This is a genomic window from Gemmata algarum (assembly GCF_034097035.1).
GTDB lineage: Bacteria > Planctomycetota > Planctomycetia > Gemmatales > Gemmataceae > Gemmata > Gemmata algarum.
Genome location: NZ_JAXBLV010000013.1, coordinates 102,220 through 125,857, shown reverse-complemented (window position 1 = coordinate 125,857; position 23,638 = coordinate 102,220). Strand labels below are relative to the sequence as shown.

Below are 23,638 nucleotides of genomic sequence, written 5' to 3'. Positions count from 1 at the left end.
CACCTTCGCCTTCTCACTTGCGCTCGTCTTACCCGCAGCCGGTGGTTTCACCGCAGGTGTCGCACTTCATGCACGCCCCGCTGCGCACCAGCGTGAGCTGCTGACAGTTCGAGCACGGGTCGCCTTCGTAGCCCTTCAGACGGGCGGCCCGGATCTTCTCGGCCTGCGTACCCGCCACCGGGGTGTAACTGTTCCGCGGCGGGAGAACGGCGGTGCCGTTCCCGTTTGACTTCGCGTGCCCGTTGCCGTTGCCGTTGCCGTTCGCGTGCCCGTTACCGTTGCCGTTGGTCACCCGCGGCGGGGGCGTCTGGATCACGTCGCTGCCCGGCTTCGGGGCCGTTCCCGTAGTCCCCGGCTTCGCATGCGCCGAGCGCGGGTGCTCGATCGCGGGCTTCGGCGGCGCCTTCGTGTCAACGGTGCGGGTGCTCACCACCACCTCGTCGTCGAAGTCGGGGTCGTCGTCGTCGTCGTGCATCGTGTCCCCGCGCAGGTCCTCGGGAAGCACATGGGCCAGGTCCTTGCGGTCCAGGTACGTGATCGCCAGCTCGCGGAAGATGTAGTCGATGATCGACGTGGACATCTTGATGTACGGGTTCCCCTGCACCACCCCGTTCGGCTCGAAGCGGGTGAACAGGAACGCGTCGATGTACTCCTCCAGTGGCACCCCGTGCTGCAACCCGAGCGACACCGCGATGGCGAAGCAGTTGGTCATGCTCCGGAACGCGGCGCCCTCTTTGTGCATATCGATGAAGATCTCGCCGAGCGTGCCGTCCTCGTACTCGCCGGTGCGGATGTACATCTTGTGGTTGCCGATGCGGGCCTTCTGGGTGTAGCCCGCGCGGCGGTCCGGCAGCCGCCGCCGCTTCGCGATGTACCGGTGAACGATCCGCTCGGTGATCTTCTCGGCCACCTGCACCTGCGGCGCCTTCGCCTCGGCCTTCTCGGCCTCCGGCGCGACCGACGCGAGCAGCGCCGCCTCCGGCGAGTCCGCGACGGAGTTCAGCGGCTGGGACAGCTTCGAGCCGTCGCGGTAGAGCGCGTTGGCCTTCGTCATCAACTGCCACGACAGCAGGTACGCCTTCTTCACGTCCTCGACGGTGGCGTCGTAGGGCATGTTGATGGTCTTCGAGATCGCCCCGCTGATGTACGGCTGGGCCGCGGCCATCATGCGGATGTGCGACTCCCACGACAGGTACCGCTTGCCGGTCTTGCCGCACTTGTTGGCGCAGTCGAACACCGCGTAGTGCTCGGGCTTCAGGTGCGGGGCGCCCTCGATGGTCATCGTGCCGCACACGTAGCCGTTGGCCTCCGCGACCTGGGCCTTCGAGAACCCGAGGTGCGTGAGCAGGTCGAACGTCGGCGCGGCGAGCGCCTCCGCCGGCACCTTCAGCACGTTCTTGACGAAGTCCTCGCCGAGGGTCCAGGTGTTGAACACGAACGGCAGCTCGAAGGTGCCGGGCAGTTGCGCCTCGATCTTCTTCAGCAGCTCGTCCGTGAACCCCTTGGCCTTCAGCACGGCCGGGTTGATGTGCGGGCACCCGTGCAGCGTCGCGGCGCCGCGGCTGTACCGCACGATGTCCTCGATCTGCCAGTTGGCGTAGCCCAGCTTGGCGAGCGCCGGCGGCACCGACTGGTTGATGATCTTGAAGTACCCGCCGCCGGCCAGCTTCTTGAACTTCACCAGCGCGAAGTCCGGCTCGATGCCGGTGGTGTCACAATCCATCACCAACCCGATAGTGCCGGTTGGAGCGACAACCGTGACCTGGGCGTTGCGGTACCCGTGCCGCTCGCCGAGTTCGAGCATCCGGTCGGACTCGCGGCGGGCGGCGGCGAGCAGGTCGGGCGGGCAGTACCGGGCGTCGATGCCGACCGGGTACACCGACAGCCCCTCGTACTCGGCGGGGGCGGCGTTGTAGGCTGCGCGGCGGTGGTTGCGGACCACCCGCAGCATGTGGTCGCGGTTGGCGGCGTAGCGGGCGAACGGCCCCACCTCCGCGGCCATCTCGGCGCTGGCGGCGTAGGCCCCGGCGTGCATGATCGCGGTCAGCGCGCCGCACTGCGCCCGGCCCTCGGCCGAGTCGTAAGAGATGCCCTGCACCATCAGCAGCGCGCCGAGGTTCGCGTACCCGAGGCCGAGCGTGCGGAAGTCGAACGACTTCTGCGCAACCGACTGGCTCGGGAACTGCGCCATGTACACGCTGACCTCGAGGATCATGGTCCAGATGCGGACCGCGTGCCGGTACGCCTCGATGTCGAACTTGCCGGCCTTCGTGTCGAAGAACGTGGTCAGGTTCAGCGACGCGAGGTTGCACGCCGTGTCGTCGAGGAAGAGGTACTCCGAACATGGGTTACTTGCACGAATGTCACCATCTAACGGACACGTGTGCCACTCGTTGATGGTGGTGTGGAACTGCACGCCGGGGTCGGCGCAGCTCCACGCGGCGTAGCTGATCTGGTCCCACAGCTCGCGGGCCGGCAGCGTCTTCTTGGCCTTGGGCGCGCGGCCCTCCTTCTTGGCCTTCTCCAGTTCTGTGCGCCAGAAGAGCTGCCACGGGCCGTTGTTCTCGACGGCGCGCATGAACTCGTTCGGGATGCGCACCGAGTTGTTGCTGTTCTGGCCGGAGACCGTGTAGTACGCCTTCGAGTTCCAGTCGGTGTCGTACTCGTCGATCTCGATGCTCTTCCAGCCCTGGCGGGCCAGTTGCAGCACGCGGGCGATGTAGTTCTCGGGGAGCAGCGCCGCGCGGGCTTCAAGAACCGCCTTGCGCAGGGCGGCGTTCTTGGTCGGGTCGTAGCGTTCCTCGGCGACAGCGTGCCCGTGCAGCGCCCGCATGATCGCGTTGAGGTGCTTGTTCAGAAGGCGCGAACCGGTGACGAGGTCCGCGACCTTCTGCTCCTCCGTCACCTTCCAGTTCACGAACTCTTCGATGTCGGGGTGGTCGAGGTCGAGCACGACCATCTTGGCGGCGCGGCGGGTGGTGCCGCCGCTCTTGATGGCCCCCGCGGCGCGGTCGCCGATCTTGAGGAAGCTCATCAGCCCCGACGACTTGCCGCCGCCGGACAGCGGCTCGCCCTCGCCGCGGAGCGAGGAGAAGTTCGAGCCCGTGCCGCTGCCGTACTTGAAGATGCGCGCCTCGCGCACCCACAGGTCCATGATGCCGCCTTCGTTCACGAGGTCGTCCGCGACCTCCTGAATGAAGCACGCGTGCGGAGCGGGCCGCTCGTAAGCGGACGTGGAGCGCTCCAGCTCGCCCGAGAGCGGGTTGACGAAGAAGTGCCCCTGGGGCGGCCCCTCAATCCCATACGCCCAGTGCAGCCCGGTGTTGAACCACTGCGGGCTGTTGGGCGCCGCCATCTGCATGGCGAGCATGAAGCATACTTCGTCGTAGAACGCGCGGGCGTCGCGCTCGCTGGTGAAGTAGCCGCCCTTCCAGCCCCAGTAGGTCCAGCAGCCCGCGAGCCGGTGGAACACCTGGCGCGAGTCCGTTTCGCCACCGGCGGGCGTGTCCGCCGACACCGGCGCGCTGCGCTGAATCCAGGCCGGGACGTTTTCTTCGTGAACGCGGTTGAGGCGTGCCGGAACGCCCGCGCGACGGAAGTACTTCTGAGCGAGGATGTCGACCGCCACCTGCGACCACTTCGCCGGCACCATCACGTCCGTCATCTCGAACACGACCGACCCGTTCGGGTTGCGGATCGTGGAGCTGCGCGGGGCGAACTCGATGCCGGCGAAGGGGTCTTGCCCCTCGCGCGTGAAACGGCGCGTGATCAGCATGGCGTAGTCCGGCAGTTAAAGAGGCGAAGAAGAGCGGACTTCCATGAACCGCGTCTTCATGATGCCTCAGCCTGTCAGTGATCGGCAGACGGGGACGGCGAGTCGCGGGCAAGATTTACCAGCCTTGCCCAGGCGCCCGATGCGCTCCCCCGACAATCGTCACAGACAGCGCAATCTATCGGCTCGCTCTAGTGAACAAGTTTCCAGAAAATCTATGTCTCTGTCAAGCCGTGAGTTGCGCCCGCGATCTGCGCCGGACATGAACCGCGCATACCGTTATGCGACGCGGGCCGGCCTCTCCATCTTGGAAAGGCCGGCCAGCGTCGCACACCGACGGGAACCCTGTGTGCCGTATCCGTCACCCACCCGCGCCGGGCACGAACGGCAGCGTCAGCCCGGGTTGGTCCTGGTACTTGCCCTGCTTGTCCGCGTAGCTCGTCTTGCAGACCGCTTCGGCCTTGTAGAAGAGAATCTGCGCGATCCCTTCGCCCGCGTAAATCTTCGCGGGCAGTGGGGTTGTGTTGCTGATCTCGATCGTGACACGGCCGCGCCATTCCGGCTCCAGCGGCGTCACGTTCACGATGATCCCGCACCGCGCATAAGTGCTCTTCCCGACGCACACGCACAGGATGTCGCGCGGGATTTCCAGGTATTCGACCGTTTCCGCCAGGGCGAAGCTGTTCGGCGGGATGATGCAGTAATCCGCGTCCACGTCCACGAACGACTTCGGGTCGAAGTTCTTCGGATCGACCGTACTGCCCCAGACGTTCGTGAACACCTTGAAGTGCCGGTCCACGCGCACATCGTAGCCGTAGCTGGTCACGCCGTAGGAGATGATTCCGGGCCGGTGCTGCTGCGGGGCGAACGGCACGATCTTCACGTCGCGTTCAATCATCCAGTCGGGAAGTACGCCCATCACCCGGCCTCCTGCACTAATTCACCGTCTCCATATCGGCGCCCGAGGCCGCACGACTGCACGAAACGCGCAAGAAGGGCGGGCCGAGGCGATCAACAAGAACTGCGGTAGCGGGGCCGCGGCCCGGGCCGATACAACAAATGCCAATCAGCTTACCAGACGCGAGCACCCACAATGGCGCCCACCATCCTGTTCCTGGCTCTCGCGACCGCGGCCCCCGCCACCGAGTTACAAACGGAGTTGTGGCAGGTCACGCCGGGCGCGGCGGCGAAGCGATGGGCCGCGCCTGCGCAGCCGGTTGCCAACACGCGGGCCGTCGTGCTGATTCCGGGCCTGCACTTCCACCCGTTGCGGCCGGTCAAGGCCGTGAAACCCGAACTGCGTCACTGGCAACAGCCCAAGAGTGAACTGGTCAAGACACTCGCCAAGGACTTCGACGTGTTCGCGTTCGCCTACTCGCAAACGGTGAGCCTCGACGACATCGCACAGTCACCGGGGCTGCGCACCTTCGTAGCGGACCTCCGCAAGGCGGGTTACACCGAGATCATCCTCGTCGGGCACTCCGCGGGCGGAATCATCGGCCGGCAGTTCGCGGAACTGAACCCCGATGCCGGCGTCACGAAGGTAATCGCGGTGGCCTCCCCGTTCGCCGGGGCCGAACTCGCGACGCTGAACGTGGGCTACCCGAAGGCGCAAGCGCCGTTCGTGAAGTCGCTGACCCCCGAGGCCCGTAAGGCGGCGGCCGGCGCCAGCGCCTTCAACAAAGAGATCGAGTTCGCGTGCGTCGTGTGCAAGGTCAAGCGGCTCGAATCGGACGGCGTGGTGAACCTCCGCAGCCAGTGGCCCGAAGAGCTTCAGAAGCTCGGCGTTCCGGCAGTGCTCGCAGCCGTGAGCCACACGGAAGCGATGGACGAGGCCGAGAGCACCAAGACCATTCACGCGCTCGCCACGGGAAAGCTCGCCCGCTGGTCCGATGAGGAAGTGACCAACGCCCGCAAGGTGCTGTTCGGCGAGACGGTCACGCGCACGAACTTGTTACGCCGACCGACGAAATAGACCCAGGGGCGAAAGCCCCTGGTTACGAAACCCGGAATCGCTACGTACTGAGGTTGACGTGACCCCGGCACTCAAAGGTGCGAAACACGGAAGCGAACCGCCGGGGCCACGCCGCACCATTCTACGCACCCGACCCGAAATCCATTGGAGGAAGCGACATGGCGCGCTGGCTGTTCAAGGAAGAACCCGAGACGTACAGCTTCGCCGACCTCCAGCGCGACGGTCAGACCACCTGGACCGGCGTCACCAACGCACTCGCCCAGAAGCACTTGCGCGCGGTCAAGAAGGGCGATCTCGTTTTCTTCTACGCGACAGGAAAGATCAAAGCCGTCGTCGGCGTGGCGGAGGTGATTGGCGACCCGTCACCGGACCCAACCGACGACTCAGGAAAGTGCGTGGCGGTGACCGTCAAGCCGCTCCGGGCGCTCGCCAAACCGGTGACGCTCGCAACCGTGAAGGCAGACCCGGCTTTCGCGTCGTGGGAGTTGGTGAAGCAAGCTCGGCTGTCGGTGATGCCCGTTCCGGATGCACTGTGGGAACGGGTCGAAGCGCTGGCGCAAGGTTAGACGGATCGCGGCGCATCTGTCGCGCTGCCCAAATTACCCGGCCCGCACCTCCGCCCAAAATGCCCTTCCACGACTCGGGGGGACCGGCTATCAAACAGCGCCGGCCCCGTAGTGTGCGCGCTTTCAGTTCGGCCCGGCGCGCCGTAAGTCGTGAGCGTATCAGCCATGTCGAGCGACCCCCTGACCGATCGCCTGCCGCCCCAGAACCGCGACGCCGAGCGCGGCGTGCTCGGGGGCATCCTGCGCGACCCCGACACGCTCTCCAGCGTGCAGCAGCACATCGTCTCGGACAACTTTTACTTCGACGCCCACCAGAAGATTTACCAGGCGCTGTGCGACCTCGCGACCGAGAACCAGCCCATCGACCTCGTCATCCTGTACGACAAACTGCGCAAGAACAAGCAGCTCGAGGACATCGGCGGGAAGGAGTATCTCGTCGAGTTGTGGGAGGCGGTGCCCACCGGGGCCAACGCCGAGTACCACGCGAAGCTCGTGAAGGACACCGCGATGGTGCGCGGGCTCATCCACGCGAGCAACGAGATCCTCCGCGACGCCTACGACCGCACCCAGTCCGGCGACGAACTGGTGGCGCAGGCCGAGCGGAAGATCATGGAGGTGGCGAAGCAGGGCATGGTGGGCGAAACCGCCGCGCTCTCGACCGTCGTGAAGGAGGCGTTCGACCGGCTCGACTCGCGCATCGGCCAGGACAACCTCGCGATCAGCGGGTTGCCCACCGGGTACGTCGACATCGACAACATGACCGCGGGGCTGCACAAAACGGAACTCGTCATCATCGCCGCCCGGCCCTCCGTCGGGAAAACGGCCTTCGCGCTCAACCTCGTGCGGAACGTCATCACGCAAGGGCACGAAACCGGGGAACCGCCGGTGGCGCTGTTCTTCAGCCTGGAAATGGCCCGCATCGAACTGGCCGAGCGGCTCCTCTGCTGCGAGTCCCGCGTGGACAGCCACAAGGTGCGCAAGGGGCTCCTGAACTCCGACGACATCCAGAAGCTGATGGCCGCCGGCGACACCCTCCGCAAGTGCCGGCTGTACATCGACGACACCCCCAGCCGGACCATGATTCAGATCGCCGCGAGCGCCCGGCGGCTCATGAAGAAGCACGAGAAGGAGGGGGGACTGAAGCTGATCGTCATCGACTACCTCCAGCTCATCGAGCCGGAGAACCGCCGCGACCCGCGGCAGGAGCAGGTCGCCCAGATCAGTCGCCGGCTCAAGTTCCTCGCGCGCGAGCTGCACATCCCGGTGATCGCGCTGGCCCAGGTGAACCGGGCGTCCGAAGACCGCCAGGACCACAAGCCGCGCCTCTCCGACCTCCGCGAGTCGGGCTCGATCGAGCAGGACGCCGACACGGCCTGGATGCTGCACCGCCCCGGGAAGTTCGACGGACAGACGGACGACAACGTTCTCGAAATCATCATCGCCAAGCAGCGTAACGGCCCGACGGGCGAGGTCACGCTGACGTGGCGGAAGGAATACAACCGCTACGAGAACTACATCGCCGACGTGGGCATGGGCGACGGTATGTAAGCGCGTGCCGGGTGGAGCACGGCGGGCGTGATTTCAATCACGTCTTCTTGAGAACACGTGGCGGTATGAGCCTCGCTCGGGGGCGTTGCCAACTTGAGGCGAGGGCAATGTGGCGCGAACCCGCGACGGAGAGGCCAAAAGCAGTTTGACAGGATCGACAGGATGAACCGGATAAAGACCGATTAATTCGAAATCCTGTTTATCCTGTCGATCCTGTCAAAACCTGTCTTTATGAACACGAAGTCCGCGTGGGCCGAAAGCCACGACCCGCCAACTCATTCCGCTTCCGCCATCATGCTGCCGGGAAGTGCCACCGGTGGAACCCGGACCGCACCAATACAGTGAGGTGAACGACCCGTCCCCCTCTTCCAAGTACGACCATGCTCACCCCCGAATCCCGGCGCCGCGACTTCTCCACCCTCGAAGGCCGCGCCTACCTCAACACCGCGGCGGAAGGTGTTCCTCCGCCGGCGGTCGGTGAGGCGCTCGCGCAATACTTCCGGGACAAGCAGCTCGGCATGGACGGCCGCGTGCCGCACGCCGCGCAGTGGGAGGCGGCGCGGGCGCTCACCGCCGAGTTCTTCGGACTGACCGCCGCGGAGATCGGCATCTGTTCGTGCTCGTCCGAGGCGTACAACCTGGCCGCGCTCGCGCTGCAACTCCAGCCGGGCGACGAGGTGGTTTGCACCGACCTCGACTTCCCGGCCAGTTCGACGCCGTGGCTCCAGCCCGCGTGCCCGGCCACGCTCCGCCTCTGGAAGCACCGCGCCGGCGCCCTGCGGGTCGAAGACTTAATTCCGCTGCTGAACCCCCGCACGCGGTTGGTGAACGTGTCGCTGGTGAGCTTCTACAACGGGTTCACGGTGGCGCTGCCGCCGATCGTGGAAGCGGTCCGGAAGCACTCGCCCGCGCTGCTCGGGGTGGACGTGACGCAGGCGCTCGGGCGAATCCCGCTCGACCTGCGCGGCGCCGACCTCATCGTCAGCAGCACGCACAAGTGGATTCTGGCGTCGCACGGCGGCGGACTGGTCGGCGTGCCGAAGGACCGCGCGAAGGAGTGGACCGCCCCGGCCGGCGGGTGGTTCAACCTCGAGGACGCGTTCGGGCCGGGCAGTTTCGAGGCCGTGAAGAGCAAGCCGGGCGCGGCGAGTTTCATGGTCGGGATGCCGAATTACCCGGCCCTCTACGCCGTCCGGGCGGGTCTGGAGTACCTGCGCGGGGTGGGCGTGGCGAACATCGATGCGCACGCGCGGCCGCTCGTGCGCCACTGCCTGGCCGAGCTACGGAAACTCCCCGTCGAGGTGCTCACCCCGGACGAGCCGGAACACATCGCGGGGATTCTGGCGTTCAAGCACCCGAAGGCGGCCGAGATCAACGCCCGGTTGCACGCGGGCAACGTTCACGTCATGAACCCGACCGGCCGGCTCCGCGTCGCGGTCCACGGGTACAACACACACGACGACATCGAGCGGCTGCTGCGGGAACTGAAGGCCGCTCTTGCGGCGGTGTGATCCCAGGCAGGGCCGGAACTGAAGCCGGCCGGCGCCCTCGAATTTTTGACGGCGTCGGCCGCACGGCTGTTGTTGCTGGCGTCGGAGTGGGCAAACGATCAGAGAATGTCGTCCACCTCCGACATCCCCCCCGCGTCACTTCTTCGGCGCGGCAGGTTTGGCCGGCGCGGCCTTCGCGCTCTTCTTCGGCTTTTTAGTCTCTTTCTTCTGAGAGTTGTTGCCTTTGCCCATTTCAGATACCTCGGATCGGAGTAGATGTCCCACTCGATGCTACACGATGTGAGTTGCGCGTGTGGGCTTTTCGGCCCGGCTTTTTTGAGGAGTGTGCTGTTTCAGCGCGGTAAATCACGTGAACTTGTCACCCGCGTGACCGGTGCCCCCCCGGTCACGAGCCGTTGGACGCGGCCCATCGCCTCGCGCCGTTGCCACAAGCAATTGGTCGAATCAACGCACGCGCGCCGAGTGCGTCGAGGTCAAACCGTTCAAAACAGCAGAACGGTTCTGGTGTCCGTTAAGGCACCAGAACCGTTTTCCGCCCGGCGGGATGGCTTCGACGATGATCCTCGGAGGTGTCGCTTACGGCACTTTCTGGAGCGCACGCGCGAGTTTCTCCCGCTCGTCGGCCGTCAGTTTGGGGGCCGTGTCGGCCAGCACCCGGAGGAAATGCTCGACCGACTTCGGTTCGGTCGGGAAGCCGATGTTGCCGTCCGGCCCGTTCCAGTTCGCGAGCATCTTGCCGTCCGCGTCGAGGACGGCGCACCACGGGATGCCGCCGCCCTCCTTGCCGCGGTAACGCTCCATCACTTCGCTGCCGTGGGCGTACCGCCCGCTGTCGATGTCCACGAACACGAAGTGCGGTTCCAGAACGGCCCGGTGTTGCTCCAGGAAGCGGGACAGCAGCCGGCAGGGGCCGCACCACGACGCCCCCTCTTTCAGGAACACCCGTTTCCCCTCCGTTCGGGCCTGGGCTTGGGCCGCGGTGAGCAGCGCCTTCGCGTCCGGGCGCATCCGGGCGTGTGCCGCCAGGAACGCCTGAATGTCCGCCGCCGCGGCCTTCGGGTCGTCGAGCAGCGGGCACTTCGCGGCGAGCGCCTTTCCGTCGTCACCCAGCACGACGAGCGCCGGCCACCGGTCGAGCTTCCGGTCGCGGTCGTACCCATCCCGGAACGCAGCGATCCCCGTGTTGTCGTCCGCCGATACGACCACCCGCTCGAAATCGCCCAGCGCCGCCAAAACGGTCCGCTGCTTCTCGATCAGTTCGACCAGCGCCCGCGTCGCGGTCTCGCGGGGATCGCCGGCGACGAGCAGCACCCGCTGGTGATAGCGGCCGGCTTCGGTCCGGGCGGAAGCCACGCGCTTGGTCAGGTCGCCCCGCGGGGCGAAGAACCGGGCGACCTTTTCTTCCGGAGTCGGCGGGCGGTACGGCTTGCCGAGCTTCGTGTCGCCGACCGAGATCGTTTCCGCCTTCGTCGGCGTCAGAGTCGTCAGCCCCATCCAGGGGCCGCGGTCCGGGGTCTCCTCGTGGCTGAGGTGGTACTTCTCTCCGACTAGCATTCCGGTGCAGGTGTACCACCCGTCACCGTCCGCAATGGCGACCCCGCCGTAGGCGATGTAGTACGGGGCGTTCGGTTGCTCGCTGGCTGGGATATGGACGCCGTACTTCACCCGCCCACCGGCCACGGGCTTGCCCTCGTGGTCGAGTAGCCGCCCGCGGGCGGTCGCGAGCGGTCCGACGCGGACCGTGACCTTTTGCTGGTCGGCCGTGATCCGCACCAGGCCGGCCTGGGACTTGTCGGCCGACCGGGCGTACACGGCCGCCGGGACTGCCACCCGCTCACCCGAGAACGATCCGTCGGCAGCCGTTGTCGCCTCGAACGGAATGCGATTGGTGTGTCCCATGTCGGTGGACTGAACCACCGCACCCGCAACCGGCCGCCCCCCGGCGTCTACCACTACTCCGGTGATGCGGGCCAGGTTCGGACGGGTGAGGTGAAGGTCGGTCACCACCTCACGCTCGCGGCCCACGGTGATCTCGGTCGTCTTCACGACATCCGACTGCATGAGGTTGTAATTGCCCGGCCCGACGCAGAACCGGTAGTTGCCGTCGGCGTCCGTTGTTGCCGACCGGTGGAGGTAAAGAGAATGGTATCTTGTGTCGCCCGGTGCCCGCAGTTCCTCGGGGAACTCCCCGCCCAACTCCTGGAGCGACAGATGCTCTCCGAGCGCGGGCTTCTTCCCGTCACCGACGGTCATCCGGCCGCGGAGGACCGTGCCCTGCGCGAGTTGGAAGTCGAGCCCGCCGACCGTGGCGCCTGCCCGTGCCACCACGCACGGGCGGCACGCCGCGGCCCACGTGTCGTTGACAACGCCCACCACATACGCCTCTTCCCCGTTGACGGTCATCTCATACGTGCCGTCGGGTCGGGTGGTCGTAGACTCGTGCCCGTTGTGGAACGCGGACCCGGCTCCGCTCGCTTTTATCGCGATCCCGACCGCCGGCTTACCGTCGGCCCCGATCACCCGACCCGTCAGTCGTGCCTTGCGGATCATTCGCATCGTCCCGTCTGCGGCCCCCGCACCCGGTTTCAGGCTGAACGGCTCGAAGTAGCTGTAATCGGGCGAGTGGGACATGAAGGGTATCCCCTGGTCCGTATCGCCCGCCGGGATCCAGTCGAACGTGGCCACCCCGGCCGAATCCGTGACGCTCTTCACGACTTCGTTACCCCCGATGTTGGCGTGCTCCGTCTTGCCGGGCAGTTGGATGTACCACGGGAAAATCGTCAGCCCCGCCACCGGTTTGCCGGCCCCGTCGACGGCCTTCACGCGGACCGTTCGCGCCCCAGACAGCGTTAGAGCGACCTCGTCCGGCAGTGGCTCGCGGTCCTGCCCGCGCTTCGTCTTCAGCGTGGTGACGTAGTCGAAGCCGGCACCGTCTTTGAGCGCGAACACGAACCCGATTTCGGTACCCGCGGGGTAGCGAACGGTTGCCGAGCCGTCGCCGATCGTTGTCGCCGTTGCCAGTGGTCCTAACCCAGCGGACACCAGGACGATCCGGGCGCCGGCGACGGGTTGCTTGGCCGCGTTCGTCACCCGGACCGTTGAAGCCCGGGCGGGCAGCAGGGTCACGCGCACGTCCCGGGCGTCTTTGAGGGCGTTGACGCGTGTGAGCCCCAACCGTCGGCCGTCCGGCGTTGCAGCGACCACGGTCGGCCTGCTCCAGCGTGTGGAGTCCGGATCGGGCGGCAGCGGCAGACGGAAGGCGCCGTTGCGGTCGGTGACGACAACCGGGTCGCTCGGCCCGGAGGAGATGAACCGGACCTCCGCCCTTTCCGCGCCGACACCGGCCTCGTCCACCACCCGGCCGGTGATCGCGAGCGGGCCGTCCGCCGCAACCGGCGCGGGCGGCTCGGCCTCCCGGGCTGATTCTTGTGCCCCCTCAGGAGCGTTCGCCGTGACCGACGGGTTCATGTCGGGCCTCCACGCGGCCATTACGATCACGCCGGCAGAGACGAGGCAGACGGCCGCAACGGCCGCGACGGCCAGTCGCGTCTTGGTCAGGATCATGGATACGGCCTTGAGACGGAGGGTGTGAACGGCCCGGTCGCTCGCGGTAACGGCGGTCGCGACGACGGCACGGACGAGGGATTCGGGGACGGCGGCCGCCGTCGAGCCCACCGCCGCCGCCAGGAGGCCGGTCGGGAGCGAGACGCCCCGCCGCAGGAGCTTGGCGTGGAGCCGGCTGCGGCCGCGCTCCAGACGGCCGCGGAGCACATCGACGCCGACGCCGAGTTCCCGTGCGGCCTCGTCCCGGGTCATGCCGTCGAAGTAGCACAGCAAGAGGGGGAGCCGGAGGGCGTCCGGCAGCCGGTTCAGCTCCTCGTGCAGAACGTCGGCGACCTCCCGCACGGCCAGGTCGGGCGGTTCGGCCGCAGCGGGGCCGGTCCACCGCCCCTCGATCCGGTCGCGCCGCGCGGCGTCCGCGCGGGTCCGCAGGGCCAGGCGGTGGGCGACACTGTACAGCCACCCGCCCAGGGCCGGTTGCCGACGGATTCGATCGACCTCCCGGACGAGTGCCAAGAAAGCGGCCTGGAACACGTCCTCGGCGTCGGGCGACGCACCGAGGACGTGTCGCGCGGCGGACAAGACCCGCGGCCCATGCTTGCGCACGATCGCCTCGAACGCGGCCGGGTCGCGGCTCCGGCAGAAGCGGTCGAGGAGTTCCACGTCGGACCGGTCGTCGTCCGCACGGCGCAGTCCGTGGAACAGTCTCCGGAGGGTGCGGCGGGACATCAGGGCTCTCAGTTCGGGGCGAACGCTCACCTAACTAGAGCAACGAGCCCCCCGGGCCGACATGGCAATTTCGGTCCGTTGTGACATTTTGTGCCGACGGAACAAACGAGATCGATGGCGGCCGAACCGAGCGGTTGCTGCGGGAACTGAAGGCCACTCTTGTGTCGGCGTGACGAGGCGCCCGAAAACGACCGGTGCCAGCAGTGGAACGCGGCCCCGGGAGTCGAGAACTCCCGGGGCCGCTCATCGAAAGCCATAAAGCCACAAATTCAGCAGGGGCAAAGCCGCGTGACTTTATGACGTGCCGACCTGCCAATTGCCGACCAGCAGCCGTTAAAACCACTAGACCGAGTACGCTTCTGCGGAAGTCAACGGTGCGTGAGGGGCTCGACGCGGAGGGAGTATACAACAACCGAGGTCGGCGCCACGGTCAACCGCACCTCGCTGTGGGCGACCACCGCCCCCGGTGTCACCGACCCGGGGCCGCGCCACTCTTCGGCGGCCGAGTCGAACACCCGCTGCCACGTGCCTTCCCGCAGCGTCAGCCGGATGTCCGCGTCGCGGTCCGAGAGGTTCATCACGACCAGCGTCTCGGCGTCCCCGTCCCACCGCTCGACGGCCAAGGTGCGGTACTCGGGGAACGCTGTTAGACGCATCCGCTCCTTGTCCGGGAACCGCAGCGCCGGCGACTCGCGCCGGAGCCGCAGCACCTCCCGGTAGAACTCCCACAGGGTCTTGTGGTTGCCCGAGTGCCGCAGGTCGCGGTTCAGCACCGACCGGCGGAACGTCGCCTCGGCCTGCGGGTCCGGCGGGTCGTCGCTGCCGGACATCTGGAACTCCTCCTTCCGCCCGCGCCGCACCGCCTCCACCAGATCGGCGTCGGAGAAGTCCACGAAGTACAGGAACGGGGCGGTCTCGCCGTACTCCTCGCCCATGAACAGCATCGGCGTGTACGGGGCCAGGAGCACCGCCCCGGCCGCCAGCTTCTGGGCCTCGAACCCGACCAGCGCGCCGAACCGCTCGCCCAGCTTCCGGTTGCCGATCTGGTCGTGGTTCTGGATGCACACCACGAACTGCCGGCCCGGCAGGTTGACCGGCTGGTTCCCGTGCCGCCGCTCGCGGGTGGCGCTGAACTGCCCGGTGTACGCGTACCCGTGCTGGTACGCGTTCACCAGCAGGTCGAACTCGTTGTAGTCCCGGTAGTACGGGCACTCCTCGCCGGCCAGGATGGTGAACACGCAGTGGTGCAGGTCGTCGGCCCACTGGGCGTGCAGCCCGAGCCCGCCCAGCTCGGGCGGGCGGAGCACCCGCGGGTCGTTCAGGTCGCTCTCGGCGATCAGATGAACCTGCCGGTTCAGGTCGGTCGCGTACCGCCCGGCCACGTTCACCAGCTCCATCAGGAACGGGGTCGCGGTCGCGTCGTAGATCGCGTGGATCGCGTCCAGCCGCAGCGCGTCGATGTGGAACTCGTGTACCCAGTACAGCGCGTTCTCGATCAGGTACCGGCGCACCTCGTCGCTCTTGGGGCCGTCCACGTTGACCGCATCGCCCCACGGCGTCTTGTAACGGTCGGTGAAGTAGTGCGCGAACTCGTGCAGGTACCCGCCCTCCGGGCCGAAGTGGTTGTACACCACGTCCAGGACCACCGCGAGCCCGCGCGCGTGGCACGCGTCCACCAGCCGCCTGAGCCCGGCCGGGCCACCATACGAGTTCTGCGGGGCGAACGGGTACACCCCGTCGTACCCCCACCCCCGGGCGCCCGCGAACTGGGCCACCGGCATCAGTTCGACCGCGGTCACGCCCAGGTCCACCAGCTCGTCGAGGTGCGCGACCGCTGCGTCGAACGTCCCCTCGGGCGTGAACGTGCCGACGTGCAGCTCGTAGATCACGTACTTGTCCAGCGGCACGCCGTGCCAGTGGGCATCGGTCCACGGGAAGGACGGGTCCACGACCGCGGACGGCTCGTGAACGGTGGTCGGCTGGAAGCGGCTGGCCGGGTCCGGCCGTTCGACCGCGCCGTCGAGGCGGTACAGGTACCGCGCGCCCGGCCCGATGTCGTCGAGCGTGACCTCGAAGTACCCGGCCCCCATCGGCCGCATCGGGACCACGCGGTCGGCCGGCGCGGTGATGTGCAGGTCCACCCGCTCGTGCTTGGAGGCCCAGACCCGGAACCGGCACGTGCGATCGCCCAGGTACACCGCCCCCAACCGGGGCTTCCAAAAGCTCGGCATTGTCATTTCCCATTCAAAAGCAGTCGTGCCCTGCGGGGCAAATGTGTGTGAGCCCGGTCAGCACGCGGGGAGCACGTGATCGGCGAAGGCATCGATGAAGCGTTCGGGGCCACGGCCGACAAAGTGCAGGTAGACGGCACCGAACCCGGCCGCGAAGTCGCCCCGGAGCCACTCGGCGTGTCGGGCAAGGTCGGCCGACACGCGCAACTTCCCTCTCAGGTCTTCGGCCCGCACCTTGCCGGCCGGACCGGCGATCTGGTCAGGAGTCGGGGCGTCCTGGAGCAGGTCCTGGCCAAGCCCGGCCACCGGCCACCGGGCGTGGGCGTCCCGCCACGCCTCGTCCTCGTCGGGCGCGTACCCGACCGCAGCCTGAACCACCATCGGCTTCCCCGCGCCCCCGCCCCGGCGGAACGCCTCGACCACCGCGCGGCGCCCGTCCGGCTCGTGGCCCACGGTGAGCAGCCCGTCCGCCCACGACCCGACCCACTCGGCCGTCTCGGCGGTGAGGGCCGCGCCGAACAGGAGCGGGGGCGCGGCCGGGCGCGTGTAGAGCTTCGCGTCCGTGACGGTCACCAGCTCGGTGTGGGTAACCGTCTCCCCGGCCCACAGCGCGCGGATCACGTCCACCGCCTCGCGCAGGCGCGCCCGCCGCTCGGCCTTTGTGGGCCACGCCCATCCCGTAATTGACTCGTTCAAGGCCTGGCCGGTGCCGACCGCCAGCCAGTACCGGCCGGGGAACATCTCGGCGAGCGTGGCCGCGGCCTGCGCGACGACCGCCGGGTGATACCGCATGAACGGACAGCACACGTTCCCGAACGAGAGCCGTGTGGCTTGCAGGGCGGCGCCGAGCCAGGAGAACGCGAACCCGCTCTCGCCCTGCTGCGGGGTCCACGGGTGGAAGTGGTCGGAGCACATTCCGGCGGTGAACCCCGCCCCCTCGGCCCGGCGCGCGAGTCGGAGCAGTTCGCTCGGGGGATACAACTCGTGCGACGCGTGCCAGCCGACCACCTTCATGCTGCCCACTCCATAAGTCCCGTCCACGGCTGGGTACGCAGCAACGCACGGACCAATCGCGGCTCAGCCGCGGTCAGGAGTTTCGCCGCCGCAGTCGCTCGTTCGCCCGATCACACGTGCTGCAAAACAGTCCGAGCAAGTGCCGGTACGGTACCGTACGGAAGTGGCGTGCGCGGTTCCGGAAGCGGATTTCTCGCGCCGGCAGTTGGAGGGCGGAAAAGGCCCACAACTCGACCGTTGCGGGTGCGGCGCGGGGCTTGCATTGTCTCGGCCGGGGGCACCGGTCCCCCCCAGAAACGGATGTCACACCTGGAGGCGACAATGGCGACGACAAGCAAGCGCTCGCAGGACGACGAAGATACCGAACGCGGCGGACAGAACGGGCGCTCGGGCAGCAACGGACAGTCCTCAAGGAGCGGGCGGGGAGCGCAGTCCGGTCAGAACGGGGCGGCGCAGAAGCGGGTTCTTAGCCGGGCGGCACGGGTGCTGAACGAGATCGAGGCCCGCATCCACGAGCTCCGCGAGGAACTGGAAGAACAGGGCGGCGGGTCGGGTGGCGAGGGGAGCGGGTCGGGCCGCGGGCAGGTGAAACATCCGGAGACCGACGGACGACTGAAGCAGAACCGCGACAACGACGACGAGGGCGACGAAGAAGGTGACGAAGAGGAGACCGAGAGCCGTGGCCGCGGCAACAGTCGGCGCTGACGGGCCGGCGAAATGTGATGTGCGACGACCCGCCCCATCCGAGGGGCGGGTTTATTGTTTTTTCAAGCCATCATCTGCATCTCAACACATTCCCACATCGGGGCGACCGACGGCACCGGCACCCGAAATGCTCGGACCGGTTCGCCCGGCCGTTCCGGGTCCCAGAAACTACTCGAGGTACACCGATGAAGACCATGAGACGATTGGCGGCGGTTCTCGTACTGTTCGCCGGGGGCACGGCACTTGGCGACGACGCGAAGCCGATCACCGACGCCGAGTTCGTGACCAAGGCGGCCAGCGGGGGCCTGTTCGAGGTCGAGTCGAGCAAACTGGCCAAGGAGTCGGCCACGTCCCCCGAGGCGAAGAAGTTCGCCGAGCGCATGATCGCCGACCACGAGAAGGCGAACAAGGAGCTGATGGGGGCCGCAAAGAAGGCCGGCCTCGAGGTGCCGACCAAGATGTCGGCCGAGCACCAAAAGCTGCTCGACCAAGTCAAGGCAGCAAAGGGGGCGGACTTCGACAAGGCCTACATGGCCGCTCAGGTCACCGCCCATGACGAGGCCGTTGCCCTGTTCTCCGGGGCGACCAAAGGGGTCAAGGACCCCGGGCTGAAGGCCTTCGCCGTAAAGACCCTGCCGGTCATCAAGGAGCACCAGGAACACGCCAAGAAGCACTCGAAGTGAGCGGTCCCGGGGTGCGGCGGCCGTCCCGCACGGGGCGGTCGTCGGCTCCGGTTCTGCCTACCGTTGTGACAGTCACATCGTGCAGTTGACCCCACGTCGGGACAAATCGCTATCAGCGTGTGAGCCTGGAATCCGGCTTACGGGTTGCAACCGACCGCACCCGGAGGATCGCCAGAAAGTCATGTCGAGGACCGGCCCAAGGACTTCGGCCCCCGGTGCCAGTCCCCGGTCGTCCCGGGCACGATTAAAGACCTGCTCACGAGGATGCAGTAACAGCTCGTGAGTGCCACCCGTACTGGCGCCCTCCCGGTCGTGCGTGCGGCACGGCCCAGCCCCTCCTTCCTTTTTGGACCGCGATTTATGAAGGCGATCGTCTGGCACGGTAAGGGTGATGTCCGGTGCGACATGGTCGCCGACCCGAAGATCCAGGAGCCGACCGACGTGATCATCAAGGTCACGTCAACGTGCATCTGTGGCTCGGACCTGCACCTGTACGACCACTACATGCCGACCATGCAGTCGGGCGACATCCTCGGCCACGAGCCGATGGGCGAGGTCGTCGAAGTGGGCGGCGCGGTGACCAAGTTCAAAAAGGGGGACCGGATCGTGGTCCCGTTCGACATCGCGTGCGGCGAGTGCTGGTTCTGCCAGAAGCAGTTCTACTCGTGCTGCGACACCACCAACCCGAACGCCAAGCTCGCGGCCGAGATGATGGGGCACGCCCCGGCCGGGCTGTACGGGTACTCGCACCTGACCGGCGGGTACCCGGGCGGGCAGGCCGAGTACCTGCGGGTGGTCAAGGCCGAGGCCAACGCGCTGAAGGTGCCCGACGGGATGCCGGACGAGCAGGTGGTGTTCCTGTCCGACATCTTCCCGACCGGGTACATGGCGGCCGAGAACGCCCAGATCGAGCCGGGGGACACGGTCGCGGTGTGGGGGTGCGGGCCGGTCGGGCAGTTCTGCATCCGCAGCGCGTGGATGCTCGGGGCCGGCCGGGTGATCGCCATCGACCGGGTGCCCGAGCGGCTCCAGATGGCCCGGGACGGCAAGGCCGAAGTAATCAACTTCGACGAGGTGACCGTGTACGACCGGCTCCAGGAGCTGACAAAGGGACGCGGGCCGGACCGGTGCATCGAGGCGGTCGGGTGCGAGGCCCACTACGCCGGGTACACCGACGCCTTCCTCGATAAGGCCAAGACCCTGGTCGGGGCGGCCACGGACCGGGCGCACGCGCTGCGCGAAGCGATCATGTGCTGCCGCAAGGCGGGGACGGTCTCGGTGCCCGGGGTGTACGTCGGGTTCCCGGACAAGCTCCCGTTCGGGGCGTTCATGAACAAGGGGCTGACCATGAAGACCGGCCAGACCCACACCCAGAAGTACATGAAGCTGCTGCTGGACAAGATCCAGGCCCGCGAGATCGACCCGTCCTTCGTAATCACCCACCAGTTGAAGCTCGAGGACGGGCCGGCGGCGTACCAGACGTTCCGCGATAAACAGGACGGGTGCATCAAAGTCGTCCTCAAGCCGTGAGTTCTCCGCTCCAGCCGGCGCGATGCCTTCGTGCCGGCCGCACTTTAACCGAACCGTCGCTCCGGCGGCGATCAAGGAGACACTAATGGCAACGGTCGAGAGCCGGGCGAAGGTGCTCGGGCACGCGATGCACCCGATGCTGATCGTCGTGCCGCTCGGCATGTTCGTCGGGGCGGTCGTCTTCGACGGCGTGTTCTACTTCGGCGGGCGCGAGCCCCAGTGGGCGGTGGTGGCGTACTGGATGATCGTGACCGGTTTGATCGGCGGGGTGGTTGCGGCCGTGCCCGGGTGGATCGACTGGTTCGCCATCCCGTCGGGCACCCGGGCGAAGAGAATCGGCCTCGTGCATGGCCTGGGCAACGGCATCGGGGTGCTCGGGCTGTTCGGGGCGAGCTGGTACTTCCGCCGCCCGGATGTTCCGAACCCGCCGGACCTGGCGCTGCTGCTGTCGCTCATCGGGTTCCTGCTCGGCGGCGTGACAGCGTGGCTCGGGGGGGAGTTGATCGAGCGGTTGGGCGTCGGCGTCGATCCGGGCGCCCACCCGAACGCGCCGAACTCACTGTCCGGGCGTTCCGCCGGTCCGCTCGCGTAAACGAGGAGTGTTTCATGCCCGGAACCAGTGACAGCCTTCACGGCAGCGCGCCGGACAAGTGCCCGGTCGCCCTCCTGCTCGTGGACGTGATTAACCCCCTCGACTTTCCCGAGGCCGACCAACTGCTGCGGCACGCGGCCCCGGCGGCGAAGAAGCTCGCGGAGCTGAAGGAGCGGGCACACGGGGCGGGTGTCCCGGTGATCTACGCCAACGACAACTTCGGCCGCTGGCGGTCGGACCTGAGCGCGGTCGTCGAACGGTGCCGAAAGTGGGACTGCAAAGGGCGGGAACTGGTCGAGCTGCTCCACCCGAGCGAGGACGATTACTTCGTCCTCAAGCCGAAGCACTCGGCGTTCTTCTCCACCACGCTCGACACGCTGCTCGGATACCTGGGAACCGAAACGCTCGTCATCGGTGGGTTCGCCGCCGACATCTGTGTGCTGTTCACGGCTAACGACGCGTACATGCGCGACCTGCGGGTCGTGGTCCCGTCCGACGGGGTGGCGTCGAACAAGGCGGAGGACCGGGACGCGGCCCTCGCACTGGTGCGACGAGTCCTCAAGGGCGACACGCCCGGTACCGCCGACATCGATTTCCGGGCGCTGGTGAGCGGGTGACGGTTCGGGCGGCTCACCAATTGCTAACTCCCACCGGGGCGCCCCCGCCCGTTTCCATCGTCTCACACCGGAACACCGATATGGCACTCGACTCCCTGCACGACTTATACGTGGAAGAACTCAAGGACCTGTATAACGCCGAGAACCAGTTGCTCAAGGCGCTACCGCGGATGGCCAAGGCAGCCTCGTCCGATGAGCTGAAAGCAGCGTTCACGGAGCACCTGGCGGTCACCCAGAAGCAGGTCGAGCGGCTCGAACAGATCTTTGAAGGGCTCGGCGTTAGCCCGAAGGGAAAGAAGTGTAAAGCAATGGAGGGGCTCATCGAGGAGGGCAAGGAGATTATGCAGGAGGACGGCGACCCGTCCGTCATTGACGCGGCACTGATCGCGGCGGCCCAGCGGGTCGAGCACTACGAGATGGCCGGGTACGGGTGCGTGCGGACCTTTGCCAACCTGCTCGGGTACGGAGACGCCGAGGCCCTGCTCCAAGAGACGCTCGACGAGGAAGGCGAGGCGGACAAGAAGCTCACCGAACTGGCCGAGACCGTCATCAACGTCGAAGCGGAGAGTGCCGAAGGCGAAGCGGGTGAAGAGGACGAGGAAGCCGAAGAGCCCGCGCCGAGCCCCCGCAGGGCCAAACCCAAAGCGGGCGGAAAGAAGTGACCGCTGACGCATGAGCGTGTTGCCCAAAGCCCCGGCCCGCCGGGGCTCACGTTTTTAGTCGCGCCCCTCTGATACCGAATCCCGTCGTTTCAGGTTTGAGCCGTACCGCGGTTCGGGCTTGGGGTGTGGTCCGCTCACTCCGTGAGCGGTCGCTCCGCGCCCCCGACTCGCCTCGCGGGCTTGCCGGCCCTGTCGTTGTGCGCAACGCGCGTCCGAGGCGCCGAGCGACCGTTCACGGAGTGAGCGGACCACACTTAGAACCAGTGCACCGTTCCGAGGTGCGAACTTGAAACGACCGGAATCCGATTGAAGAGCAACTAATTCCTGTAGCCGATCGAGTCCAGTCGGTAAGCCGGCCCCTGGAGCGCCTCGCGGGGCAAGCGAAGCAACCGTGACCACCTCTCGACCGCTTATGTGATCGTGTCGCGGATGGCGGCGTAGCACTCGCACGCGGCAGCTTCCAACCCCGCCCGGTCGCAGATGCGGACCAGCCCGCTCTTATAGGTAATGAGGCCGGCGGCCTGGAGGGTTCCGGCCGTCACCGTGACGGTCGCCCGGCGGACGCCGAGCATCTGTGCCAGGAACTCGTGGGTGAGCGGGAACTCGTCGGTCCCAGCCCGGTCGTGGCACTGGAGCAGCCACCGCGCACACCGCTCGTCGGCCGAGTGCAGGCAGTTGCACGCGGCCTGTCGCGCGGCGACGGTCATCACCGCCCGCACATACCGGTACACCACGTCCCGCACCGTCCCGCTCTCGCGCACCGCGGCGGCGAATGCGGCGGCCGGCATCCGGCGACACCGGCACGGGGCCACCTGGCAGAACACCCGCTCGCGGCTGCGGTCGGCGCCGAGCGCGCTCGACACCCCGGCCATCCCCTCGGGGCCGATCCCGGCCGCCTCCGCGCTTCTCCCGTCGCCCATCAGTACGACCGCCGAAATCACCCCCGCACGCGGAAAGTACACGTACTCCAAAAGCCCGCCCGGTTCGTACACGACATCCCTGGGGCCGAGCGTCACGTCGGCCATGTGGGGGAGCAGGCGGCCCAGTTCAGCGGGCGGTAATGTGGACAGGAGCCGGTTCTCCGGCAACGGGGTGGGCACGGTCGTCTCGGCTACAGGACCGGATGGGCGGACGCTCTCAACGTCTCAATTGAGGCGGCCAACGCGGGTGGCATTCTAGCCCTACTCTTCGCGAACCGTTGTCGGGAAAGTGCCTCAACGTGCCCTCAAGTTCCGCGCCACTTGCGGAATCGCTCCAGCCCGCGTCCGGCGCGTTCCGATCAACTACCGTCACCCACCCGGAGGCCGTGATGCGCCGTCTGATTCTCGCCACGCTCCTGCTCGGGCCGGTCGGCTGTCAGAGCGTGAAGGAGGGTGTTTTCTCCCCCGTCACCTCGCGCCTCGACCTCGCCAACGCCCAACTCGCCGCGGGCGTGCGTCAGGTGGAGCTCGGCAACGCCAAGATCGACGCACTCGACGCGAAGCTGACCGAGACCAACCAGAAGGTCGCGCGGATTGAGAAGCAACTGGCCCAGACCGATGCCCGTATTCAGGACATGCAGGGCGATGTGAAGACCGCGACCGCGACCGTCAGCCACGTCGACGCCACCGCGACCGAGCTGAACAAAACGGTGAGGTCCATGTCCGGCACGCTCGACGCGACCGGCAAGCGGATCGAGGTCATGGACGGACGGCTGGCCGAAGCGAACAAGAAGGTGGATGAAGTCAACAAGAAGATGGACGTGATTGTCGAGGCCGCAAAGAAGATCCCAGGAGTCGAACCAAAGAAGGACAAGTAACGAACCGGGCGCGTGCCCCTAGCACACTCGGAACACGCAACGCCCGCATCCCCTTTCAGTGCCGTGCGGTTTGCCTGCATTCAATCCGTTCGAATTTTTGGGCTGATCGGTCAGCTCGGCCCGCTGTCCGGACTTCCGGCAAAG

General features: G+C 67.1%; 17 protein-coding genes. 11 read left to right on the top strand and 6 right to left on the bottom strand.

Annotated elements, in window-relative coordinates; all coding sequences use genetic code 11:
* Positions 1-28: 28 nt before the first annotated feature.
* Both R5W23_RS03150 and dcd read right to left on the bottom strand, forming a co-directional pair.
* Positions 29-3,775 (bottom strand): vitamin B12-dependent ribonucleotide reductase, encoded by a 3,747-nt coding sequence (locus tag R5W23_RS03150; protein WP_320685066.1) that lies wholly within the window; start codon positions 3,773-3,775, stop codon positions 29-31.
* A gap of 358 nt (positions 3,776-4,133) precedes the next feature.
* Positions 4,134-4,691: a dCTP deaminase gene (dcd, locus tag R5W23_RS03145; protein WP_261190272.1), complete on the bottom strand. Its 558-nt coding sequence runs from the start codon at positions 4,689-4,691 to the stop codon at positions 4,134-4,136.
* A 174-nt stretch (positions 4,692-4,865) separates the two neighbouring features.
* On the opposite strand from dcd, the gene R5W23_RS03140 reads away from it, so the two are divergent.
* The 4 genes from R5W23_RS03140 (at position 4,866) to R5W23_RS03125 (ending at position 9,372) form a co-directional block, all read left to right on the top strand.
* Complete coding sequence (locus R5W23_RS03140) at positions 4,866-5,747, top strand: esterase/lipase family protein (RefSeq protein ID WP_320685065.1); 882 nt, start codon at positions 4,866-4,868, stop codon at positions 5,745-5,747.
* A gap of 158 nt (positions 5,748-5,905) precedes the next feature.
* Positions 5,906-6,313 carry an EVE domain-containing protein gene (locus R5W23_RS03135; RefSeq protein WP_320685064.1) on the top strand — a complete coding sequence of 136 codons (408 nt, stop codon included), beginning with the start codon at positions 5,906-5,908 and terminating at the stop codon, positions 6,311-6,313.
* 165 nt (positions 6,314-6,478) lie between these two features.
* On the top strand, positions 6,479-7,861 hold the full coding sequence (gene dnaB / locus R5W23_RS03130; protein WP_320685063.1) for a replicative DNA helicase: 1,383 nt from the start codon (positions 6,479-6,481) through the stop codon (positions 7,859-7,861).
* 380 nt (positions 7,862-8,241) lie between these two features.
* Complete coding sequence (locus tag R5W23_RS03125) at positions 8,242-9,372, top strand: aminotransferase class V-fold PLP-dependent enzyme (protein WP_320685062.1); 1,131 nt, start codon at positions 8,242-8,244, stop codon at positions 9,370-9,372.
* 576 nt (positions 9,373-9,948) lie between these two features.
* On the opposite strand, the gene R5W23_RS03120 is transcribed toward R5W23_RS03125, so the two are convergent.
* The 3 genes from R5W23_RS03120 to R5W23_RS03110 all read right to left on the bottom strand — a co-directional run bounded on the left by R5W23_RS03120 (position 9,949) and on the right by R5W23_RS03110 (position 16,907).
* Entirely contained in the window at positions 9,949-13,662 is a 3,714-nt protein-coding gene (locus R5W23_RS03120; RefSeq protein ID WP_320685061.1) for a sigma-70 family RNA polymerase sigma factor, read from the bottom strand.
* Positions 13,663-14,030: 368 nt separating this feature from the next.
* On the bottom strand, positions 14,031-15,893 hold the full coding sequence (gene treZ / locus R5W23_RS03115) for a malto-oligosyltrehalose trehalohydrolase (RefSeq protein WP_320685060.1): 1,863 nt from the start codon (positions 15,891-15,893) through the stop codon (positions 14,031-14,033).
* A gap of 57 nt (positions 15,894-15,950) precedes the next feature.
* Positions 15,951-16,907 carry a TIGR03885 family FMN-dependent LLM class oxidoreductase gene (locus R5W23_RS03110; protein WP_320685059.1) on the bottom strand — a complete coding sequence of 319 codons (957 nt, stop codon included), beginning with the start codon at positions 16,905-16,907 and terminating at the stop codon, positions 15,951-15,953.
* 321 nt (positions 16,908-17,228) lie between these two features.
* On the opposite strand from R5W23_RS03110, the gene R5W23_RS03105 reads away from it, so the two are divergent.
* The 6 genes from R5W23_RS03105 (at position 17,229) to R5W23_RS03080 (ending at position 21,696) form a co-directional block, all read left to right on the top strand.
* On the top strand, positions 17,229-17,612 hold the full coding sequence (locus R5W23_RS03105; RefSeq protein WP_320685058.1) for a hypothetical protein: 384 nt from the start codon (positions 17,229-17,231) through the stop codon (positions 17,610-17,612).
* Between the two features lie 185 nt (positions 17,613-17,797).
* Positions 17,798-18,295, top strand: coding sequence for a DUF4142 domain-containing protein (locus R5W23_RS03100; RefSeq protein ID WP_320685057.1), 498 nt, complete (start codon positions 17,798-17,800; stop codon positions 18,293-18,295).
* 360 nt (positions 18,296-18,655) lie between these two features.
* Entirely contained in the window at positions 18,656-19,825 is a 1,170-nt protein-coding gene (locus R5W23_RS03095; RefSeq protein WP_320685056.1) for a zinc-dependent alcohol dehydrogenase, read from the top strand.
* A gap of 85 nt (positions 19,826-19,910) precedes the next feature.
* Positions 19,911-20,417 carry a DUF2231 domain-containing protein gene (locus R5W23_RS03090; RefSeq protein ID WP_320685055.1) on the top strand — a complete coding sequence of 169 codons (507 nt, stop codon included), beginning with the start codon at positions 19,911-19,913 and terminating at the stop codon, positions 20,415-20,417.
* 14 nt (positions 20,418-20,431) lie between these two features.
* Complete coding sequence (locus tag R5W23_RS03085) at positions 20,432-21,034, top strand: cysteine hydrolase family protein (RefSeq protein ID WP_320685054.1); 603 nt, start codon at positions 20,432-20,434, stop codon at positions 21,032-21,034.
* 80 nt (positions 21,035-21,114) lie between these two features.
* Complete coding sequence (locus tag R5W23_RS03080; protein ID WP_320685053.1) at positions 21,115-21,696, top strand: ferritin-like domain-containing protein; 582 nt, start codon at positions 21,115-21,117, stop codon at positions 21,694-21,696.
* Positions 21,697-22,106: 410 nt separating this feature from the next.
* Here the strand turns inward: R5W23_RS03080 and R5W23_RS03075 are convergent, their stop codons facing one another.
* Positions 22,107-22,796: a Crp/Fnr family transcriptional regulator gene (locus tag R5W23_RS03075; protein ID WP_261190727.1), complete on the bottom strand. Its 690-nt coding sequence runs from the start codon at positions 22,794-22,796 to the stop codon at positions 22,107-22,109.
* Between the two features lie 209 nt (positions 22,797-23,005).
* Here R5W23_RS03075 and R5W23_RS03070 point away from each other — a divergent pair, with 209 nt between their 5' ends.
* Positions 23,006-23,494: a coiled-coil domain-containing protein gene (locus R5W23_RS03070; protein WP_320685052.1), complete on the top strand. Its 489-nt coding sequence runs from the start codon at positions 23,006-23,008 to the stop codon at positions 23,492-23,494.
* Positions 23,495-23,638: the final 144 nt, after the last annotated feature.

What these genes read in the sequence shown, in the direction of transcription:
- R5W23_RS03150 (WP_320685066.1), bottom strand. Translation starts at nt 3,775, where the DNA reads ATGCTGATCACGCGCCGTTTCACGCGCGAGGGGCAAGACCCCTTCGCC.
- dcd (WP_261190272.1), bottom strand. Translation starts at nt 4,691, where the DNA reads ATGGGCGTACTTCCCGACTGGATGATTGAACGCGACGTGAAGATCGTG.
- R5W23_RS03140 (WP_320685065.1), top strand. Translation starts at nt 4,866, where the DNA reads ATGGCGCCCACCATCCTGTTCCTGGCTCTCGCGACCGCGGCCCCCGCC.
- R5W23_RS03135 (WP_320685064.1), top strand. Translation starts at nt 5,906, where the DNA reads ATGGCGCGCTGGCTGTTCAAGGAAGAACCCGAGACGTACAGCTTCGCC.
- dnaB (WP_320685063.1), top strand. Translation starts at nt 6,479, where the DNA reads ATGTCGAGCGACCCCCTGACCGATCGCCTGCCGCCCCAGAACCGCGAC.
- R5W23_RS03125 (WP_320685062.1), top strand. Translation starts at nt 8,242, where the DNA reads ATGCTCACCCCCGAATCCCGGCGCCGCGACTTCTCCACCCTCGAAGGC.
- R5W23_RS03120 (WP_320685061.1), bottom strand. Translation starts at nt 13,662, where the DNA reads ATGTCCCGCCGCACCCTCCGGAGACTGTTCCACGGACTGCGCCGTGCG.
- treZ (WP_320685060.1), bottom strand. Translation starts at nt 15,893, where the DNA reads ATGCCGAGCTTTTGGAAGCCCCGGTTGGGGGCGGTGTACCTGGGCGAT.
- R5W23_RS03110 (WP_320685059.1), bottom strand. Translation starts at nt 16,907, where the DNA reads ATGAAGGTGGTCGGCTGGCACGCGTCGCACGAGTTGTATCCCCCGAGC.
- R5W23_RS03105 (WP_320685058.1), top strand. Translation starts at nt 17,229, where the DNA reads ATGGCGACGACAAGCAAGCGCTCGCAGGACGACGAAGATACCGAACGC.
- R5W23_RS03100 (WP_320685057.1), top strand. Translation starts at nt 17,798, where the DNA reads ATGAAGACCATGAGACGATTGGCGGCGGTTCTCGTACTGTTCGCCGGG.
- R5W23_RS03095 (WP_320685056.1), top strand. Translation starts at nt 18,656, where the DNA reads ATGAAGGCGATCGTCTGGCACGGTAAGGGTGATGTCCGGTGCGACATG.
- R5W23_RS03090 (WP_320685055.1), top strand. Translation starts at nt 19,911, where the DNA reads ATGGCAACGGTCGAGAGCCGGGCGAAGGTGCTCGGGCACGCGATGCAC.
- R5W23_RS03085 (WP_320685054.1), top strand. Translation starts at nt 20,432, where the DNA reads ATGCCCGGAACCAGTGACAGCCTTCACGGCAGCGCGCCGGACAAGTGC.
- R5W23_RS03080 (WP_320685053.1), top strand. Translation starts at nt 21,115, where the DNA reads ATGGCACTCGACTCCCTGCACGACTTATACGTGGAAGAACTCAAGGAC.
- R5W23_RS03070 (WP_320685052.1), top strand. Translation starts at nt 23,006, where the DNA reads ATGCGCCGTCTGATTCTCGCCACGCTCCTGCTCGGGCCGGTCGGCTGT.